Source organism: Sphingopyxis sp. HIX (genome assembly GCF_001468285.1).
Lineage (GTDB): Bacteria > Pseudomonadota > Alphaproteobacteria > Sphingomonadales > Sphingomonadaceae > Sphingopyxis.
In genome coordinates this window covers 60064-79864 of the sequence record NZ_LNSB01000020.1, presented here as the reverse complement: position 1 = coordinate 79864, position 19801 = coordinate 60064, and the positions used below count along the sequence as shown (strand labels likewise).

Genomic DNA, 19801 nt, shown 5'->3' with positions numbered 1-19801 from the left:
GGAGGGATGGCCGGCGCGCGCTGCGGCGCGCAAAGCCTGCGCGATACAGTCGGCGACGGAGCGCAGCATGGATCCTCTTTTCGAACAGATATGCGGGGCGCATGCCGCCATCCGGCCGCAGGTCGCGGTCACCCCGCTCGCCCGCAGCCCCGCGCTGTCCGCCGCGCTCGGCTGCGAGGTGTCGCTCAAGCTCGACTTCCAGCAGCCGACGGGATCGTTCAAGATCCGCGGCGCGACCAACAAGGTCCGCTCGCTGGACGACGCCACGCGCCGGCGGGGGGTGCTGACCGCCTCGACCGGCAATCATGGCATGGCGGTCGCGCGCGCGGGCGCGCTCGCCGGGGTCCCGGTCACCGTCTATGTCGGCAACGACGCCGCACCGATGAAGGTCGACGGGATCAGGGCGCTCGGCGCCGAGGTCGTCGTGGTCGACGGCCCCGCGGGCGACGCCGAGGCGACCGCGCGTCAGTGTGCGGAGGAAGAAGGCCGCACCTATATCTCGCCCTATAACGACCCTGCGGTGATGGCCGGCCAAGGCACGCTCGGTATCGAACTCGCCGAACAGGACCCCGACCTCGACGCCGTATTCATCGCCGTTGGCGCGGGGGGCCTGATGGGCGGCGCCGGAACTGCGCTCCACGCGCTCCGCCCCGGGGTCGAAATGGTCGGAGTCTGGCCCGAGGCCTCGCCGTGCATGCTGCGCGCGCTCGAGGCGGGCGCGATCGTCCCGACGCCCGAATTTCCGACCTTGTCCGACGGCACGCTCGGTGCGATCGAGCCGGGGTCGATCACCTTTCCTGCCTGCCAGAAGGTCATCGATACGCGGATCATGGTCGACGAGGCCGAGATCGCCGCCGCGATGAGGACGATCGCAGAGACCGAGTGCTGGATGATCGAGGGCGCGGCGGGCGTCGCTTTCGCCGGGCTGATCCAGCAGGCCGAACGCTATCGCGGGCGCAAGGTCGCGGTCGTGCTGTGCGGCCGCAACATCGCACTCGACCTGTTCCTGCGCACCGTCGGTCAGCCCGGCGAGCGCGCCGTATAGAGCGGAGTCCGGAAGATGCGGTCGAACCGCTCGCCGCGCTCGCGTAGCGCCTGTTGTTCGACGGCATCGAGCCGCGCCTCGCGCCGGTCGGCGGGCAGGTTGCGCACGGCCGAAAAGGTCGAGAAGAGCTGCCGCAGCGCGGCCGGGGTCATCGCGACCGTGCGGCGCAGCATGACATGCGCGACATCGACCAGCCCGGCGGCCGCCAGTTCGGTACAGCGCGCCTTGCTATCGAGCGAATAATGCCGCCCGGTCAGCAACGACGGCGGCCGCGCCAGGCCGTCGAAAAGCGCATTGAACAGCCTGTCCTCGCCGGGCTCCTGAAAGACGTTCCACCACATCGCGAAGGCGCCGCGGGGTTTCAGCAGGCGCCGGACGTCGCAGAGCGCCGATGCGCTCTCCAACCAATGGAACGACGTCGCGGCGACGATGAGATCGAAGCTGTGATCGCCGGCGATCGCCGGGCCGAAAGCGCGCTGATCGACGTCGAGCCGTGCCTCGCCCCAGTCGCGCAGATGCGCGGCGAGCGCGGGGTCGGGTTCGACCGCCGTCACGCGCGCAACGCCGGCGTCGAGCAGCCTGCGCGTCGCCTGCCCCGTGCCCGGCCCGATTTCCAGCACGCTGATACCCGCGCCGAGCCCGCAATGGTCGGCGAGCGCCTCGAACAACGCATCGGGGTAATCGAGACGCCCCGCGGCGTAACCCGCGACATCGGCGCCAAAGGCGGTGATCCCGACGGCGCGATCCAAAGCTTCGGTCATGCGAACTCCCTTCGCGCTCTGCCTAACGCCGAAAGCCTGTCCTTGCGCTGTCGCGACAGCGGCGTGACAGCGCCAAGTGACAGGACTCCCCTATGACTCCTCATGGCATCACCCGCGACGAAGCCGCAGCCCTCGCCTGGATCGATGGCCTCGGCCCCGCGATGCTCGACCGCACCCTCGCCTGGTCGGCGATCAATTCGGGCAGCTTCAACCTGCCGGGCTTGTCGCGGATGGCCGAGCTTGTCGGGACCGAGACCGAGCGCCTCGGCGGGACGACAGTGCTGCGCGACCCCGCCCCCTTCGCCTATCCCGACGCGCGCGGCGATTTGCAGCCGGTGCAGCATGGCCGCAACCTCCACTTCCGCCGCGACGCCGCGGACGCGTGCAACCGGGTGCTGCTCGTCGGGCATATGGATACGGTGTTCGGCGTCGATCACCCGTTCCAGGTGCCCGAACGGATCGACGCGCAGACCATCCGCGGCCCCGGCGTCGCCGATATGAAGGGCGGCATCGTCGTGATGCTGACCGCGATCGAGGCGCTGTCGCAAACGTCGCTCGCCGACCGGCTGGGGATCGAGGTGATCGTCAACGCCGACGAGGAAGTATCTTCGGTCGGCTCCGAGCCCCTGCTCGCCGAAGCCGCGCGGCGCTGCACCGTCGGGCTCGCCTATGAACCGTCGGCGACGCCCGAGGGTGTGCTCGCGGGTGCACGCAAGGGCTGCGCCAATTTCGCCGCAGCGATCGGCGGCCGCGCGGCGCACGCCGGGCGCAATCCGCACGAGGGCCGCAATGCGATCGTCGCCGCGGCCGACCTCGCCGGGCGCATCGCCGCGCTGACCGAAACGCGCCCCGACCTCACCGCCAACCCGGCGCGGATCGACGGCGGCGGGCCAGAGAATATCGTGCCCGACCGCGCCGTGCTGCGCTTCAACGTCCGCCTCGCCGACCCAGCCGACCAGACTTGGCTGCTCGACACCCTGGACCGGCTGGTCGCCGAGACCGCTGCGCGCCACGACGTGGAAATCGCACTGCACGGCGGGATCCAGCGGCCGCCGAAGCCGATGGATGCGCATCAGCGGCGGCTGTTCGATCTTGTCCGCGATTGCGGCGCGGCGCTCGACCTCGACATCGCATGGCAGGCGACCGGGGGCGCATGCGACGGCAACAATCTCGCGGCGCACGGGCTCGCAGTCGTCGATACGCTCGGCGTGCGCGGCGGTGCGATCCATTCGGACCGCGAATATATGCTCATCGACTCGTTGGTCGAGCGCGCAAAGCTGTCGGCGTTGCTGCTGATGCGCCTCGCGCGGATGGAAACGAGCTTCTCAGCGCCGCGCGAGTGACTCCAAGAAGGCGAAGGTCCGCCCGAGCGCGCGCAGGTTGGCCTCGCGCGTCGCTTGCGCCGTGTCGCCCATCAGGCCGTGGTCGACGCCCGGGATCATCAGCAATTCCGCGCTGCCGCCCGCTGCGCGGAGCGCCGTCGCCATCGCTTCGGATTGCGACGCTGCGACGGTTTCGTCCTTGGTTCCATGAATCAGCAGCATCGGCGGCGGGCTCTTGCCGACGCGGTGAAGAGGGCTCGCGGCGCGTGCCACGTCGCTGCAGATCGACGGATCGCAGCCGAGCAGCCTCGCGACATTGACGGCCGGCGTGTGCTCGAGGTCGAAGACGCCGTACCAGAGCGCCGCGCCCTGCACGCAGTCGCTTGCCACGGGCGCCTCGCGGTCTTCGAGCGCCGCAATCTCGCGTCGCTCGAGTCGGCCGGTCGACGGCTGGGGTTCATATTCGGGCGCGCCGCAGGTCAGCGCGGCCAGCGAAGCGAGATGCCCGCCCGCCGAGCCGCCCCAGAGGTAGATGCGCGATGCGTCCACTCCCAAAACGTCGGACTGCAGGCGAAGATGGCGGATCGCCGCCTTCACATCCTGGATTTGCGCGGGGAAACGCGCCTCGCCGCTCAGCCGGTAATCGACCGACGCGACGACGAAGCCGCGCGCCGCGAGCGAGGCGAGGACCGCCGGCCAGTTCTTGTAGGCACCCGACGTCCGGGCGTCGCCACGGCTCCACCCGCCGCCGTGGACCCACAGCACCGCCGGGCGCTTCCGGCTGCGATCGCGCGGCGCATAGATGTCCATGCGGATCGGCCGGTAGCCGTCGAGGTTCGATATCTCGACCTGCGGCCAGGCGACGACGTCGCCCGGAAAACCGATTTCAGGCTGCGGAAAGACGTCGGTCCGGACGGTCTTCGCCGCTATATCGGCCTCGACGGATGTCTGCGCCGTGGCCACGACACAGCTCGACAGCAGGGTGAAGAGCGCGACCCCGACGATCTTCATCCCGCCACCCCCTGCATATCGGCCCCAAGCCGCTGGAGCAGCGCAGGCAGCATGCCGCCGCGCGCGATGATCTCGCATTCGACGGCGGTGTCGGCGGCAAGGATCGCGGTCACTTCGCGCGTCGTCCCGCGATCCTCGATCGTCAGCCCGACCGCCGCGCCGGGCATGAGCGGCATCGCCGCGGGGAAGCGGATCAGCGCGTCGCTGGACAGCGTGCGCAGCGCCACCGCTTCGTCCACCGCGACGGTGAATGGAAGGATCGCCATATTGACGAGATTGCTGCGGTGGATGCGCTCGAAGCTCGACGCGATCACCGCGCGGACGCCGAGCAGCGCCGGGCCCTTCGCCGCCCAGTCGCGCGACGAGCCGGTGCCATAGCGTTCGCCCGCCACGATGACGAGCGGCGTGGCGTCGGCGGCATAACGCTCCGCCGCATCCCACAATGTCATCTCCTCGCCGCTCGGCGCATGGACTGTTCGCCCGGGGGCGATGCCGGGGCGGAGCAGATTGTCGACCGACGGGTTGGCGTAGAGCCCGCGAACCATCGCCTCCCAATTGCCGCGGCGCGCCGCAAAGACGTTGAGGTCGCCGGGCGTCTCGCCGCGCTCGATCAGATAGCGGGCAGCGGGGGTCCCCGCCGGGATCGCACCCGCGGGCGAGATATGGTCGGTGGTGACATCGTCGCCGAGCACCAGGATCGGCCGCGCGGTCGCGCCATCGAGCGGCGCGCGGGCCTCGGCGCGGACAAAGGGCGGCGGGCGGACATAGGTCGAGGCCGGATCCCACGGAAAGAGCATCGTCTCGGGCGCATCGAGCGCCGCCCATTCGGCATTCGCCTCCGCCGCATCATAGCGCCGCTGGACATCGTCGGGGGCGCGGGCGCTGGCGAGCAGAGCATCGACCTCCGCCGCGTCGGGCCAGATATGGCCGAGCATCACGGGCGTTCCATCGGCCCGATGCCCGATCGGGTCGCGCTCTATATCGCGCGCCGCATCGCCCGCGAGCGCGAAGGCGATCGCCATCGGCGGCGAGAGGAGGAAGCTTTCGCGCACCTCGGGATGCACGCGGCCGGGGAAGTTGCGGTTGCCCGACAGGACGGCGACAGGGGCCACGCCGCCAGCGATAGCCTCGAGCATGCGCGGTGCCAGCGGCCCCGAATTGCCGATACAGGTCGTGCAGCCGACCCCGACGATCGCGAAGCCGAGCGCCTCGAGCGGCCCCATAAGCCCGGCACGTTGCAGCAGCGCACCGGCGGCCGGAGATCCCGGCGCGAGCGACGTCTTCACCCAATCGGGCACCGCCAGCCCCGCCGCGACGGCGTTGCGCGCGAGCAGTCCGGCGCCGACCAGCATGCGCGGGTCGCTGGTGTTGGTGCAGCTGGTGATCGCCGCGATCGCGATAGCGCCCGCCGGCACATCGCCCGCCGCAACTCCTGCCGTGATGAACGCCGCCGTCTCTCCCGCGCCGCGCAAATCCTGCGGCCGCGTTGGCCCCGCCGCGCCGCGCGCGACGGTGGCAAGGTCGATCGTCAGCACCCCGGCATAGTCGGGCTCGGCGGCGGGATCGAACCATAGCCCCTGCGCGCGGCAATATTGTTCGACCAGCGCGGCGGCCTTCGGCGGGCGGCCGGTTTCGAGCAGATAGGCGATGGTGCGTGCGTCGACCGGGAAGAACCCCGTCGTCGCGCCATATTCGGGCGCCATATTGGCGACAGCGGCGCGGGTGTCCGCCGAAAGAGTGGCAACCCCGGGCCCGAAGAACTCGACGAAGCGGCCCGCGACACCATGCGCCCGCAAACGCTGGGTGACGAGGAGCGCCAGATCGGCCGCGAACACGTCGCGCGGCAATTCCCCGATTAGCCGGACCCCGACGACCTCGGGAATGCGCAGGATGACGGGAAGCCCCAGCATCGCCGCCTCGGCCTCGAGCCCGCCGACGCCCCAGCCGAGCACGCCGATGCCGTTCACCATCGGTGTGTGGCTGTCGGTGCCGATCAGCGTGTCAGGCACCGCCCAGTCCACCCCGTCGCGGTGCTCGACGCGCACGACGCGCGCCAGCCGCTCGAGGTTGAGCGTGTGCATGATACCGGTGCCCGGCGGGTGGACGGTCAATTTCTCGAACGCGCCGCTCGCCCATTTCATCAGCCGCAGCCGCTCGGCATTGCGTTCGCGCTCGCGCTGCATGTTGAGCGCTGCCGCGTCGGCACGCGCATAAAAATCGACCGCCAGCGAATGGTCGGTCGACACATCGACCGGTACCACCGGATCGATCCGCCCCGGATCGCCTCCCGCCGCCGCGAGGACGTCGCGCGCCGCGGCGAGATCGACGAGCGCGGGCACGCAGGTCGTGTCGTGCATCATGATCCGACCCGAAAAAAAGGGGAGCTCGACGTCCCGCCGCCCCTCGCCGATCCATGCGTCAAAGGCCGCCGCGCCGTCGCTTCCGCCCGCGCGCAAAAGATTTTCGGCTACCAGCCGGTGGATCACCGGCATGGCGTCGAGGCGCGCGCCCAGTCGCCCGCGAAGGTCGGTGATGCGGAGCTGCCGCCCTGCCAATTCGAGAATCATGATCGCCCTCGCAGGTTTCCCGCTCAGCTGGGTCGATCCATGACTTTTGTCAATTCAAAATGCAATCACTCGACGAGCCCGACCTTCGCGTCGAGCGCCTGACCGATATGACGGCGCAGGAAGTCGGCGGCGAGCAGCATGTCGCCGCGTTCGATCAGGTCGAGCAGCGCCAGATGTTCGCGGCACTGCTGATCGAGCCGCGCGCGATCGGCGTTGGCGCGGAACTCTATCAGCCGGCGCAGCCGATTCACGCGCCTTATCGCGTCGAGGAAAAAGCGGTTGCCCGACCAGGCGACGATCGTTTCGTGCAGGCCGGCGTTGATCGCGTAGAGCCCGACGCGCGGCAAGCTGGCGATCCCGCCTTCCAGCAGACGGCGTTGTCCAGCGCGCAAGGCCTCCATCTCGGCAGGAACGAAGCGATATCCGGGCTGCAGCAGCGCCTCGGTCTCGATCGTCGCGCGAAAGCGATAGGCCTGTTCATAGGCCTCGGCGCTGTGCAGCGTCGCGAGGAACAGCCAGCCATGGCCGGGGAGCCGCTCGACCCAGCCCTCCTCGGCGATCTGCGCCAGAACGCGCTGCAACCGCACGCGCGTCACGTCGAAGCGCCGCATCATCTCATTTTCGCTCGCGCGGTCGGGCAGATCGGCGGACAGGCGCGCCTCGACGATCGCGCTGTAGAGCGGGTCGTCGCCCTGCCCCGCTTCCACGGCGCCATCGGGCGCCCGCCGGACGAAGAAGCCACGATTAGCCCGCGCCTCGACGACGCCCGCCGCGGCCAACGCCTTCAGCGCCGCCGTCACCGGCGCGCGCGACACGCGAAAGCGGTCGGCGAGCGCCTGCGCTGCCAGATGCTCGCCCTCACCCAGCCCGTCGGTGCGGATAAGGTCGGCGATCTGTCGCGCGATCCGGTCTGCCAAGCGTTCACTCATGGCAACGACTTGAATCGACAAAATGCAATTTTCAAGCAAAAACGGCGCGCCGTGTCAGCGGCATGACAGCCAAGAAAGTGCAACAGACGCGCATGACCCGCATCCTCACACTTCCCGGCGATGGCATCGGCCTCGAAATCACCGAAGCGACGCTCGCCATCGCCCGTGCCGCCGCGGGCGACACGATCGCCTTCGAAACGACGGATATCGGCCTGGCGAGCCTCGCGGCGCAGGGCAGCACGCTGCCCGACGCGGTGCTCGATGCCATCCCGGGCGCCGATGGCGTGATCCTCGGCCCGGTCTCGCACTACGACTATCCCGCGGGGCAGCCCAATCCCTCGGCGAAGCTGCGCACCCATTTCAACCTGTTCGCGAACATCCGCCCGTGCCGCGCGCGCGAGGGCCTGTCGATCCTGCGCAAACCGATGGACCTCGTCATCGTGCGCGAGAATACCGAGGGCTTCTACGCCGACCGCTCGATGCACATGGGGCCGGGCGAATTCATGCCCGATCCCGACAGCGCCTTCGCGATCCGAAAGATCACCGCCCCCGCGGTGCGCCGCGTGGCGCGCGCCGCCTTCGAACTCGCCGCCGAACGCCGTCGCAGGGTGACCGCGGTGCACAAGGCGAATGTGCTGAAGCTGACCGACGGGCTCTTCCTGCGCGAGGTGCGCGCGGTGGCGGCGGATTTCCCCGATGTGACGCTGGACGAGGTGATCGTCGATGCCGCCGCGGCGCTGCTGATCCGCAGCCCCGACCGCTTCGACGTCATCGTCACCACCAACATGTTCGGCGACATATTGTCCGACGAGGCGTCCGAACTCAGCGGCAGCCTCGGCCTCGGCGGGTCGATCAACGCGAGCGACGATATCTGCGTCGCGCAGGCGCAGCATGGTTCGGCCCCCGATATCGCGGGTCAGGGCATCGCCAACCCGACCTCGCTGATCCTGTCGGCGGCGATGCTGTTCGACTGGCTGGGCCGCAAACGCGGCGACGCGGCGCTGACCGGCGTCGCGCGGCGGATCGAGACGGCGGTCGAGGCGGCGCTCGCCGATCCGGCGACGCGCACGCGCGACATCGGCGGCCCGCTCGACACACGCGGCTTCACCGACGCGGTGATCGCGGCGCTATGATCGCGACGATCGATCCGGCGACCGGCGAGACGCTCGCGCGCTTCGAGGTTCACGCGGTCGCCGAGATCGATGCGCGGCTCGGGGACGCCGCGCGCGCGCAGGCCATTTGGCGTTGGCGGCCCGCCGAAGAGCGCGCCGCGCTGCTGCCCCGTCTCGCGGCGCTGCTGCGCGCAGAAAAGGATGCGCTCGCGCTGCTGATCACGACGGAGATGGGCAAGCCCGTCGGCGAGGCGGCGGCCGAGGTCGAGAAATGCGCGCTCAACTGCGATTTCTACGCCGAACATGCCCCGGCGATGCTCGCCGACGCGCCCGTCGCGGCGGTTCCCGGCACCACCCTCGCCTTCGAGCCGCTCGGCGTGATCCTGGCGATCATGCCGTGGAATTATCCGCTGTGGCAGGTGGTGCGCTTCCTCGCCCCGGCGCTCGCGGCGGGCAATGGCGCGATCCTGAAGCATGCGGCGAACGTCCCGCAATCGGCGCTCGCGCTCGAACGGCTGGTGCGCGAAGCGGGCTTCCCCGAAGGGCTGTTCGCGAACCTCTTCGTCGAACCGGGCGATGTGGCCGCGGTGATTGCCGATCCGCGTATCGCGGGGGTGGCACTCACCGGATCGACCGAGGTCGGCGCGATCGTCGCGGGGCAGGCCGGCGCCGCGCTCAAGAAGCAGGTGCTCGAGCTCGGGGGCTCGGACCCGTTCGTCGTGCTCGCCGACGCCGACCTCGATCGCGCCGCAGCGGTCGCCGTAACCGCGCGTTTCACCAATGCCGGACAGAGCTGCGTCAACGCCAAGCGCTTCATCGTCGAGGCCGGCGTTGCCGATGCCTTTGCCGAGCGCTTTCTTGCCGGCATCGCCGCGCTCAAACTCGGCAATCCGCGCGATGCGGGGACGACCTTGGGTCCGCTCGCGCGCGGCAATCTGCGTGCGGCAATCGACGACCAGGTGCGGCGCAGCGTCGCGTCGGGCGCACAGCTCCGCACCGGCGGGACGATGCCCGAAGGACCGGGCTTCTATTACCCCGCGACCCTGCTCGACCATGTCGCGCCCGGCATGGCGGCGTTCGACGAAGAGACCTTCGGGCCGGCCGCGGCGATCGTCCGCGCCGCCGATACCGACGAGGCGATCGCGCTCGCCAATCGCACCAGCTTTGGCCTCGGCGCCTCGATCTGGACCGCCGACGCCGACCGCGGCCGTGCGCTCGCGCGGCGGATCGACGCGGGGGCGGTGTTCGTCAACGCGATGGTCGCGTCGGACCCGCGCGTGCCGTTCGGCGGGATCAAGCGCTCGGGCTACGGCCGCGAACTCGGCGAGGCGGGCATGAAGGAGTTCACCAACATGAAGACGATCCGCGTGGCGGACCCCGCATGAGCGCGCCGCAGGTTCTCGTGCCCGACGGCCTGCCGGTCAAGGATCGCGGCAACGGCATCGTGACGACCCCGCTGGTCACCGCGGGGCGCGGGTCGAAATCGATGCTCAACGGCATCACGCATATCGCACCGGGCGCCGCGGTGCCGCTGCATATCCACAATTGCGAGGAAAGCGTCGTCGTGATGTCGGGCCATGGCAAGGTGCATATCGACGGCGTCGAAACCCCCGTCGCGCCGGGCGTAACCAGCTGGATCCCGCCCGAGGTACCGCATTGCTTCCTCAACCTCGACGGCCGCGAGCCGCTGGTGATCTTCTGGACCTATGCCTCGGTCGATGCGACGCGGACGGTGATCGCGACCGGCGTCACCACCCGCATCGACGAAGAATGATCAGCCGACGCCCCTGAGCGTCGCGCGCTGATCGACGACCCGGTCGGCCTCGAGGCTGGCAACGGGCCAGGCGCAATAATCAGCCGCATAATAGGCGCTCGGCCGGTGGTTGCCGGACTCGCCGATCCCGCCGAAGGGCATGTCCGACGAGGCGCCGGTGATCGCGCGGTTGCGGTTGACCACACCGGCGCGCGCCTCGCCACGGAAGCGCGCCCACAGCGCATCGTCGTCGCTGACCAGCCCCGCCGACAAGCCGAAACGCGTCGCGTTGGCCGCGGCGAGCGCGGCGTCGAAATCGGCGACGCGGCGGACCTGCAGCACCGGTGCGAAAATCTCCTCGTCGGGGACGTCGAGCCCGGTCACGTCGAGGATCGCCGGACGCACAAACGCCGCCGAACGCCCCGCGACAGCGCCGAATGCACGGATCACCCGCGCGCCCAGCCCAACCAGGGTTTCGACCTGAACGCCGGCGCGTCCGGCGGCGCCCCCCGAGATCAGGGGTCCCATGAAGGGCTCGGGAACCTCGTCCCACGCCCCGATCCGCAGCCGGTCGGCGAGCGTCGCCACCGCGTCGACAATGGCATCGCCCGCCGTTCCTTCGGGAACGATCAAGCGCCGCGCACAAGAGCAGCGCTGCCCGGCGGTGATGAAGGCCGAGCCGGCGACGATCGACGCGACCGCGGCGGGATCGCCGTCCCAGGCGACAAGCGGATTGTTGCCGCCGAGCTCGAGCGCGAGGATCACCGCGGGCCGGTCCGCAAATAGCCGCCGGAAATGCGCGCCGGCCCCTACCGAGCCGGTGAAGAGCAGCCCGTCGATATCCTGCGCGACCAGCGCCGCGCCGGTTTCGCGCCCACCCTGCAGCAGGATTGCCGCATCCTCAGGTACCCCGGCGGCGTGCAGCGCCTCGACCAGCAACTGCCCGACCAGCGGCGTTTCCTCGGACGGCTTGAAGACGACCGTGTTCCCCGCGAGGAGCGCGGGCACGATATGGCCGTTGGGCAGATGGCCCGGGAAATTATACGGACCCAGGACCGCCATCACGCCATGCGGGCGGTGCTGGAGCCGCGCACGACCGAAGGGCGTGGCGCTTTCGCGCTGCCCCGCGCGCTCGGCCTGTGCCGCGATCGAGATCGCGATCTTGCCAATCATCGACGCGGTTTCGGCCCCGGCCTCCCACAGCGGCTTGCCCGTTTCGCGCGCGATCGATTCGGCGATCGCTGCCTGTCGCTCACCTAGGATTTCGGCATAGCGGCGCAGGATCGCGACCCGCGCGCCCACGGTGTTCCCTGCCCAATCGGGAAAGCCGCGCCGCGCGGCTGCGACCGCGCGCGCGCAATCGTCGCGCGACGCCGCCGCACCCTCCCACAGCGTCTCGCCGCTGGCAGGATCGACGGATATGAAGCTAATCGGGGCAGTCATCTTGATCTCCGGAAGAACCCAATGGCCACCGTTTATATGCGGATAGCTCAGTAAGGGGTGGAGAAAATGTCAGATAATATGCGAGTAATTCGATACTATATATTCGACTTTGGAATGAACCGGGGCGAGCCGCCGCCCGCCCCGGCATCCCACGGGATCAGAAGAAAGTCGTCTCGATCGAGAATTTCACCGTCGACGGAGCCGCCTGCGACAGCAGCAGGCCGGCGGTCGACGCCCAGTGGCGCTTGCCCGTGATATTCTCGGCACTGATGCGGAAGGTGGTGTCCACGCCCGCAATGTCGGTGGTGTAGCCGGCGCCGAGGTCGAACAAGGTGTGGCCCGGAATGAAGGCCTGGTTGCGCGAGTTGATCGCACGGTTGCCCGTGTAATAAACCGCGCCGTTGATGCTGAAACCGGGCAGCATGTCGGTGAAGCGATATTCGGTGGCGATCGAGAAGGTCCGCTTGGGCGCATTCTCGACCCGGTTGCCCACGATCGTCGGCGAGATCGTCGGGGTCAGGATCGTCGGCGAACCCGACGTATATTTGGCATTGAGGAACAGCGCGCTGGCATAGACCGACCAGTCGTCGGTGACATTGCCCGTCGCGCTGAGTTCGACGCCCTTGTACGTCGAGCGCCCGTCCTTCACCCAGCGGTTCGCGCCGTTGATCACCGCCGAATCGCGCTTGATGTTGAAATAGGCGGCCTGGAACAGGAAACCGCGCCACGGCTCCCACTTCACGCCGCCCTCATATTGCGTCGACGCGCTCGGCGGCAGCTGCTCGTTGGCGTTGACCGCAGTCGTGGGCGCGGCGGGCGTCGATTCCAGGCCCTCGATATAGGTGCCATAGAAGCTGAGCGATTCGAGCGGCTTGATCACCGTGCCGAACGACAGCGACGTCGGCGAGGCGGAGAAGGTCTTCAGCCCGGTATCGAGCCGCTTTTCCTGATAGTCGGAAATGCGGATGCCGCCCAGCACCTGAAGCCATTCGGTGAACTTGATGCGATCGAAGAGGAACAGCCCCTTGTCGGTGATCTCGGTCGGGTTGCTCGCCGCGGGCAGCGGTTCGCCGAGTTGCGGAATGGCGTGTGGATTGGTGATGCTCTGACGGCAGGTCTGCCGGGTCGCACCCGCCGGGACTGGCGTCGTCGGGAACCCCGCGCCGAGCAGCGCGCCGGTCGCGCTGTAGAAGCAGGTCTGCGCCGTGCTGGCCGACGACCGGTTCGCGCGGATGTTGATCGACCCGCCGAACAGCAGTTCGTGCTCGATGCCGAAAGTGTCGAAGGCGCCGGCGATCTCCGCGCGATAATTCTGGTTCTTGAACTTCGCGACCGGCTGGTAGCTGATCGACAGCGGGAATTCGCCGACCGGCCCGTTCGCCGGGTTGGTGTTCGGGTTGTTCGGGTCGATCGTGTTGAAATGGCGGGCACGCTCGAGCTGCGCGACGCCGGCGCTGACGACGATTTCCCACGCCGGGCTGAACTTCCAGATCGCCTTCGCGAGCGCGTTGGTTGCCTCGGTCCGGTTGAACGCCCAGTCGGGGCCGAAATTGGTGCTGGGATCGATCAGCGCCGGGATGGTGATCGCCGGGTTGAGGTTGGTCGGCGTCGCCGCGGGGACGGCAATGAAGCGATAGATGCCGGGCTCGTTGACCTTCTTGAAGATATGCTCGGCGTCGAGCTGGATCGTCAGCGTGTCGGCGGGCTTGATGTCGAACGCCCCCGCGAGCACGGTGCGGCGGCCGCGCGTGTTGTCGATGCCCGAGTCCGGCCGGTCGTAGACGCCGTTGATGCGGTAGCCGAGGATGCCCGTGGTGCCGCCGAAGTCGACATGGCCGCCGACGCGGCCGTGCTGGTTGCCGAAGACCTTCACCGCCAGATAGGGATCGAGCGTCGGGCGCTTCATCGTGAGGTTGATGATACCCGACGGCGTCGTGAAGCCGTAATAGAGCGCCGACGCGCCCTTCAACGCCTCGACGCGCTCCTTGTCCTCGAGCGGCAGGTCGGTGAGGTTGATGATCGGCAGCGTGCCGTTGAGGCGATAATTACCGCGATTTTCGACGTCGATGCCACGGATCGCGAGGTTGTTGTATACGGTCGGCGCGGTCTGCGACGTCGTGACGCCCGCGGTGTTGCGCAGCGCGTCGATCAGGCTGCTCGCCTGCTGGGTGTCGAGGACGTCGCGCGGGATGACCGCGATCGTCAGCGGCGTGTCGATGATCTTCGCGCCGCGGAAGCTGCCGACCTGCACCAGTTCGGTCCCGGTCTTGTCGGCGGTGACGACGATCTCGTCGAGCACGGGGCCGCCCTGCTCTTCGCTGGTCTCCGTATCCTGCGCGACGGCCATCGACGGCACGGCGAGGCCGCCCAGCGCGGCGCTCGCAAAAAGAAGCGACCTATGCAATTTAGTCATGATAATTTCCCTCCAATTTTTCCTGGACCCTCAGACTCGGGGAAATATTCTTTGATTTATCCCCACAAAAACTTTCATATCTGGCACGATTCCGGTTTCGCGTCTTGTGATCATTTCGCATGTGTTTATGATCGATGCTCATGAACGAACATGCGCGTCGCCTCCTGCCGCCGATGGCCGCCCTCCACAGCTTCATGGCCGCGGCGCGCCATGAGAGTTTCTCCAAGGCGGCCGAGGAAATCGGCCTGACCCAGAGCGCGGTGAGCCGTCAGGTCGCCGCGCTCGAGGACTGGCTGCAGATCGCGCTGTTCGACCGCAACGGCCGGCGGGTGCAGTTGAACGCCGACGGGCGCGCCTATGCCGACGCGATCGGCCCCGCGCTCGCGGCGATCCGCGTCGCCACCGCGCGCGCGCTGGCCGAGCCCGCCGAGACCGCGCTGCGCATCGCGACGCTGCCGACCTTCGGCATGCGCTGGCTCGCGCCGCGGCTGGGCCAGCTGACGCGCGATATGCCCGACCTGGTGATCGAATTCGCGGCGCGCAGCCACGAGTTCGACTTCGCCGAACATCATTTCGACGCCGCGATCCATTATGGCCTGCCGACCTGGCCCGGCGCCGAGCACGACCTGTTGTTTCGCGAGCGCGCGATCCCGGTCATCGCACCGCGGCTGCTGGACGAGCATCGGGTCGCGGCGCCGCGCGACCTGCTCCACTTCCCGCTGCTGGCGCAGGCCGAGCGTCGCGATGCGTGGCGTGCTTGGCTGCACCATATGGACGTGCCCACCGACCGCATGATCGCCGGCCCGACCTTCGAACATTTCCTGATGCTCGCGCAGGCCGCCGTGGCCGGCGCCGGCGTCGCGCTGCTCCCCAGCTTCATGATCGGGCCCGAGCTCGAATCGGGCGATCTGGTCTGCCCCTTCGACCAGGCGGTCATGGGGGAATCGGCCTATTATCTCGTCTATCCGGCTGGGCGGCTGAACAATGCCCGCTTCGCGCGTTTGCGCGAATGGATATTGGCCGAGGCGGCGCAGCAGCGCTGATCGCCGCGCCGTCATGGGCCCGCCTCCAGGTCGAGCGGCGACGCGCGAAGCGGCTCGCCGCGCTCCGCGCCGAGCGCCCTTGCCGCCTCGTCACCCAGCGCAACCTCGTCGCCATCCGCCAGCGCCGGGGCGACGGTGACGCGAAAGCGCGACAGGTCGGTCGTGCAGAGCAGATGATCCGGCGCGCCCGACGCGAGTATCTTCGGCGTCCCGGTCCGCGAGCGGCGGACGGTCGCGATCTGGTCGCGGTCGCAATGGACTTGCGGCCCGACGTCGAACACGTCGACATAGCCCTCGTAACGGAAACCCTCGCGCTTCAAGAGCGCCATCGCGGGCGCCGACGCGTCGTGCGGGCGGCCGATGACCGCGCGCGCCGCCTCGGGCAGCAGCTCGATATAGACGGGATGCTTGGGCAGCAGTTCGGCGATGAAATCGGACCCGCGCACCGCGCTCAACTTGTCAGCGGTCGCGAAATCCATGTTGAAGAAGCGCGCGCCGACCGCATTCCAGAAGGGGTTCTCGCCCTCGCTGTCCTGCCACCCGCGCATTTCGGCCATCAGCAGCGGCGCGAAGAGATCGGGCCGTGCCGCGACGAGCATGTAACGCGCCCGCGCGAGCAACGGCCCGGCACCCGTGCCTTTCGCACTCGGCCGCACCGCGAGCGTCCCGACCTCGGTCGTCCCGGTATAGTCGTTGGCCAGCGTCAGCATCTCGACGTTGCAGCTCGCGCCGACCGCCTGGCTGCGCTGCACCAGCCGCAGCCGCTTGTACGAAAAGAAGCCGAAGGGCGCGCCGACCGAAGGATAGAGCGCCGAGGTTCCGAGCAGCCGGCCGACCTCATCCTCGAGCACCAGCAGATAATGGGCATCGGCGCGGTCGATGCTGCCCGCGAAGCTGGCGACCGAACGCTCGACCTTGTCGGCCAGCGCGGCGTGATCGGCCGGCAGGGTCGTCATCCCCGGCCCCAGGCTTTCGGCTAGGTCGACCAAAGCCGCGAGGTCGCTCGTCTGGATGGGGCGCACGACGCGCATCATGCGGCTTCCGCCATCGAAGGCGCGGCGACCGCGGGCGCGCGCTTGCGCTTGCGCGACGTCCGCGAATACCAGAGCCAGAGACCGCTCGCCGACAGCCCCGCGAGCGACAGGCCCGCGATCACCGCCAGCAGCCGCGTCGCGGCCCCGCCGAACATGCCGTTGTGGACTATGACCAGCCAATCGACGATCTCGGTCCCCACCGGCAACGCGCCCGCGACATAATGGCCGACGTCGCTGCCGTCGTAGCGGTTGTAGTAGATCTGCTTCGTGCCCTCGGGACGAATGGTCAGGTCGCTTTCGAGATGGATCGCCGCGACGCGCCCGCCGTCCGAAAAGCGTATCTGGCGCAGCTCGGACGCGCCATAATCGGCGCGAGCCTTGGCAACGAGCGCGTCAAGCGGCACCATCGTCCTGCCGGGCTCTTCGGTCACCTTGGGCGATGGTTTGTCGGTGACCGCGGTAGCGAGCCGCAGCCCGTCGCGAAACTGCGGTTTCCAGACCATCAGCACGCCGGTGAGCGCCGACCCGACGAGCACGACCGCAACGAGCGCGCCGCCCGCGCGGTGCAGCGTCCGCCATTTGAGGTCGGCGCCGCGGTCGGTGATGACCTTGAGTCCTTGCTTGATCCGCTTGCGGCCCGGCCACCATATGATCGGCCCGGTGAGCGCCAGGAACAGCAGGCCGAAGCCTTCGATGCCGACGATCGTCTCGCCGACGGGGCCCGCCAGCAGGCTGTCATGCAGCAGGAACAGCCACTCGCCGGGCCAGGCGGTCAGCGAGCCGTCGCGCACGATGACCGCGCGATAGGGGTCGACCGCGGTCAGCCAGCGCGTCCCGTCCTTCGCGGTCAGCTTGAACAGCACCGCACCGTCGTCCCATGCGGAAAATTCGGCGCGACTGACGGGTACGCCCGGGTGCCGGGCCTCGACCGCGTCCATCAGCGCCTGCACCGGCGCGCGCGTCGCGGCGGGCTCGACGGTCATCGCGGGATGAATTCCCCGCTCGATCTCGTCGCGAAAGACGAGCAGCGCGCCGCTGAGCCCCTGCACGGTCAGCAGCAACGCCAGGGTCAACCCGACCCAGCGGTGCAGCTTGAGCAATTTGGGCTTCAAGGCCTTCATTTTGCGCTCGCGTAGGTCTTGACGAGGCGGTGGAGAAACTGGCGCGCGTCGTAGAGCGACTTCACGCGCACGCGTTCGTTGAGGCCGTGGACGCCGTTGCCGTCGGGATCGACGAAGATCGCAGAAATGCCATAGGTCGGAATGCCCGCCGAATTGAGGAAGCGGCCGTCGGTCGCGCCGGTGCTGATATTCGGGATCACCGGCACGCCGGGCCACATCTCGGCGACCAGCTTCTCGACGGGCTTCATGATCTCGGGCGTCAGCGGCGGCGGTGCGGGCACCGGGCTCGGCTCGTCGGCGGCAACGACGGTGATCCGCGGGTCGGCGACGACCTCGATCAAAGCCTTATGGATCGTATCGACGCTGGTGCCTGGCAGGATGCGGCAATTGACGTTCGCCTCGGCACGCTGCGGCACCGCATTATGCGCGTGACCGCCAACGACCTGCGTATTGGTGCAGGTGGTGCGGATCATCGCGTTCCACACCGGGTCGGCTTTACCGAGCAGGTCGAGCGCGGCGGGATCGTCCTGCCCTGCGCCGACGATCCGCATCGCATCGCCCTTCTCGCCCGGATAGAGCGGCGCCGAGCGCGCGAAAAAGTTGCGCACCGCTTCGCCCGGCATCGCCGGGAAATGATAATTGCCGACACGCGCGAGCGCTTCGGACATGCGGGTGATCGGATTGTCGGCGTGCGGCCGCGCGCTATGCCCGCCCGGCCCCGACGTCGCGAGCGTGAAATCCTGATAGACCTTCTCGCCGACCTGGATGCCGAAGGTGCGCGGCGCGCCCTTGTCGTCGAGCCAGCCCTTGCCACCCTCGTTGATTGCGAAGCCCGCCTTCAGCGTCTGCGGCTCGGTCGCGAGCAGATATTCGACCCCGTCGAAGACGATGTCGGTTTCCTCGCCGCAGGTCAGCGCGATCTTGATCGTGCGGCGCGGTTTGAACTTCTCCTCGCGATAACGGATCAGCGAGTCGACGAAGATCGCCGCCATCGCCTTGTCGTCGATCGCGCCGCGCGCGAAGAAATAGCCGTTCTCCTCGACCAGCTTGAACGGATCGCGCTCCCAATCCTCGCGTTTCGCCTCGACCACGTCGATATGCGCGACGAGCAGGATCGCCGGCGCCTTGGCGTCGCTGCCCGGAATCTCGCCGACCAGATTGCCGAACTTCGGGAATTTTTCGGGCACGACGACGCGGAACTGCCCCTCGGGATAGCCCGCCGCGACGAGCCTTGCCTTCATCCGGTTCGACGCGAGCGTGCAGTCGCCGTTCGACAGCGTCGTGTCGGTCTCGATCAGTTCCTTATAGGTCTCGCGAAAGCGCTCGCGCCCCGCGTCGCCCTGCGCCTCGGCCGCGGCCGGGAGCAGCAGCAGCGCGGCGGCAGCCAGCAAGCCGGGCTTAATGGGCAATGAGTTCGGCAATGCTGTTCTCCGTTTCGCTGCGAATGTCGCCCTTGCGCTTGTGCCAGCCCATCCATTCGGGGCTTTCGCGCAGGCCGACGCGCACCTTGTCGAGCACCTGCTGGCGCTTTCCGAAGGCCTGGAAATCGCGGTAGCGCTGGATGAAGAGCGAATCCCACGGCGCGCCGACCGCATAGCGGTTCATGTAGAGCTGGTAGCCCGACAGCGCCCCCTCGCGGATCCAGCCGTCGAACTGCGGCAGGACGTAGCCGGCGACATAGTCGCGATATTCGCCCGCCTCGCGGAACGAATAGGGGATGACATAATAGACCTCGCCGACGTCGAGATCATCCTGGCTCTTTTCCCACGACAGGTCGGCCGAATAGGTCGCGACGGGTTCGCCAAGCGCGAGTCCGGCGGCGTCGAGCCCGCCGGGCCGGCTGCGTTCGACCGCCAGCCATTGCTGGACGTCGGCGTAGCTCGCGAAATGGAGCACCGCCATCGCGTCCCAGACGTCGGGTTGGCGGTACCAGGAATAATAGACCTCATAGGCGGCGAGCTTGCCCTCGCGGCGAAGCGTCGCGAGGCGGTCGGCGAAGGGCCCCGCCATATGCCGCCGGAACTCGGTCCGTTTCGCGGCCTCGGCGCGATAGCTGACGATGAGCGTCCGCGGTCCCTCGGCGAGCTCGGGTGCCTCGGACGCCGATACGGGCGCGACCATGGTCAGCGCGGCGACGAGCAGCAGCACGGGCTGCAAAAGCATGCGAAGAACGCCGAATGGACGCACGTCTACTCCCTCCCTTGGAAGCTCCGATGAGACTCTGTGCGGGCTGCGCCCCGCGCCCGC

At 68.6% G+C, this 19801-nt stretch carries 16 protein-coding genes; 6 read left to right on the top strand and 10 right to left on the bottom strand.

Translation table 11 applies throughout. The features are described from left to right. Positions 1–67: 67 nt before the first annotated feature. Complete coding sequence (locus tag ATE62_RS11350) at positions 68–1045, top strand: threonine/serine dehydratase (protein WP_058808140.1); 978 nt, start codon at positions 68–70, stop codon at positions 1043–1045. Here the strand turns inward: ATE62_RS11350 and ATE62_RS11345 are convergent. Continuing rightward, positions 1021–1806 (bottom strand): class I SAM-dependent methyltransferase, encoded by a 786-nt coding sequence (locus ATE62_RS11345; RefSeq protein WP_058808139.1) that lies wholly within the window; start codon positions 1804–1806, stop codon positions 1021–1023. The two genes, ATE62_RS11350 and ATE62_RS11345, sit on opposite strands and share 25 nt — an antisense overlap. Positions 1807–1898: 92 nt before the next feature. Between ATE62_RS11345 and ATE62_RS11340 the strand changes: the two genes are divergently transcribed. Next, on the top strand, positions 1899–3149 hold the full coding sequence (locus tag ATE62_RS11340) for a hydrolase (RefSeq protein WP_082662759.1): 1251 nt from the start codon (positions 1899–1901) through the stop codon (positions 3147–3149). On the opposite strand, the gene ATE62_RS11335 is transcribed toward ATE62_RS11340, so the two are convergent. The 3 genes from ATE62_RS11335 to ATE62_RS11325 all read right to left on the bottom strand — a co-directional run bounded on the left by ATE62_RS11335 (position 3132) and on the right by ATE62_RS11325 (position 7635). Then, positions 3132–4139 carry an alpha/beta hydrolase gene (locus tag ATE62_RS11335; protein ID WP_058808138.1) on the bottom strand — a complete coding sequence of 336 codons (1008 nt, stop codon included), beginning with the start codon at positions 4137–4139 and terminating at the stop codon, positions 3132–3134. The genes ATE62_RS11340 and ATE62_RS11335 overlap by 18 nt on opposite strands. Next, a complete protein-coding gene (gene acnA, locus ATE62_RS11330; RefSeq protein ID WP_058808137.1) occupies positions 4136–6706 on the bottom strand; it encodes an aconitate hydratase AcnA in 2571 nt (856 codons plus the stop codon). The genes ATE62_RS11335 and acnA overlap by 4 nt, the downstream gene beginning before the upstream one ends. Before the next feature lie 65 nt (positions 6707–6771). Then, positions 6772–7635: a GntR family transcriptional regulator gene (locus tag ATE62_RS11325; protein ID WP_082662757.1), complete on the bottom strand. Its 864-nt coding sequence runs from the start codon at positions 7633–7635 to the stop codon at positions 6772–6774. Between the two features lie 62 nt (positions 7636–7697). Between ATE62_RS11325 and ATE62_RS11320 the strand changes: the two genes are divergently transcribed. Genes ATE62_RS11320 through ATE62_RS11310 form a run of 3 tightly spaced genes read left to right on the top strand, consistent with a single transcriptional unit; the run spans position 7698 to position 10521 of the window. Next, entirely contained in the window at positions 7698–8768 is a 1071-nt protein-coding gene (locus ATE62_RS11320) for an isocitrate/isopropylmalate dehydrogenase family protein (protein ID WP_197411671.1), read from the top strand. Further along, complete coding sequence (locus ATE62_RS11315; protein WP_058808136.1) at positions 8765–10132, top strand: aldehyde dehydrogenase family protein; 1368 nt, start codon at positions 8765–8767, stop codon at positions 10130–10132. The genes ATE62_RS11320 and ATE62_RS11315 overlap by 4 nt, the downstream gene beginning before the upstream one ends. Then, entirely contained in the window at positions 10129–10521 is a 393-nt protein-coding gene (locus ATE62_RS11310) for a cupin domain-containing protein (RefSeq protein WP_058808135.1), read from the top strand. The genes ATE62_RS11315 and ATE62_RS11310 overlap by 4 nt, the downstream gene beginning before the upstream one ends. On the opposite strand, the gene astD is transcribed toward ATE62_RS11310, so the two are convergent. Together astD and ATE62_RS11300 are read right to left on the bottom strand one after the other, a co-directional pair. Next, the gene (gene astD / locus ATE62_RS11305) at positions 10522–11943 is read right to left on the bottom strand and encodes a succinylglutamate-semialdehyde dehydrogenase (protein WP_082662756.1); all 1422 of its coding nucleotides are present in this window, start codon (positions 11941–11943) and stop codon (positions 10522–10524) included. 157 nt (positions 11944–12100) lie between these two features. Next, positions 12101–14356, bottom strand: coding sequence for a TonB-dependent siderophore receptor (locus ATE62_RS11300; RefSeq protein WP_058818514.1), 2256 nt, complete (start codon positions 14354–14356; stop codon positions 12101–12103). Between the two features lie 140 nt (positions 14357–14496). Between ATE62_RS11300 and gcvA the strand changes: the two genes are divergently transcribed. After that, positions 14497–15399, top strand: a complete 903-nt coding sequence (gene gcvA / locus ATE62_RS11295; RefSeq protein WP_058808152.1) for a transcriptional regulator GcvA — start codon at positions 14497–14499, stop codon at positions 15397–15399. 11 nt (positions 15400–15410) lie between these two features. Here the strand turns inward: gcvA and ATE62_RS11290 are convergent, their stop codons facing one another. Genes ATE62_RS11290 through ATE62_RS23875 form a run of 4 tightly spaced genes read right to left on the bottom strand, consistent with a single transcriptional unit; the run spans position 15411 to position 19717 of the window. Beyond that, positions 15411–16433, bottom strand: a complete 1023-nt coding sequence (locus ATE62_RS11290) for an arginine N-succinyltransferase (RefSeq protein ID WP_058808133.1) — start codon at positions 16431–16433, stop codon at positions 15411–15413. Further along, positions 16430–17554 carry a PepSY-associated TM helix domain-containing protein gene (locus tag ATE62_RS11285; RefSeq protein WP_058808132.1) on the bottom strand — a complete coding sequence of 375 codons (1125 nt, stop codon included), beginning with the start codon at positions 17552–17554 and terminating at the stop codon, positions 16430–16432. The genes ATE62_RS11290 and ATE62_RS11285 overlap by 4 nt, the downstream gene beginning before the upstream one ends. After that, positions 17551–18945 (bottom strand): M20/M25/M40 family metallo-hydrolase, encoded by a 1395-nt coding sequence (locus tag ATE62_RS11280; RefSeq protein ID WP_231736245.1) that lies wholly within the window; start codon positions 18943–18945, stop codon positions 17551–17553. Before ATE62_RS11280 ends, ATE62_RS11285 begins: the two co-directional genes overlap by 4 nt. 7 nt (positions 18946–18952) lie before the next feature. Next, positions 18953–19717: a hypothetical protein gene (locus tag ATE62_RS23875; RefSeq protein ID WP_058808131.1), complete on the bottom strand. Its 765-nt coding sequence runs from the start codon at positions 19715–19717 to the stop codon at positions 18953–18955. Positions 19718–19801: the final 84 nt, after the last annotated feature.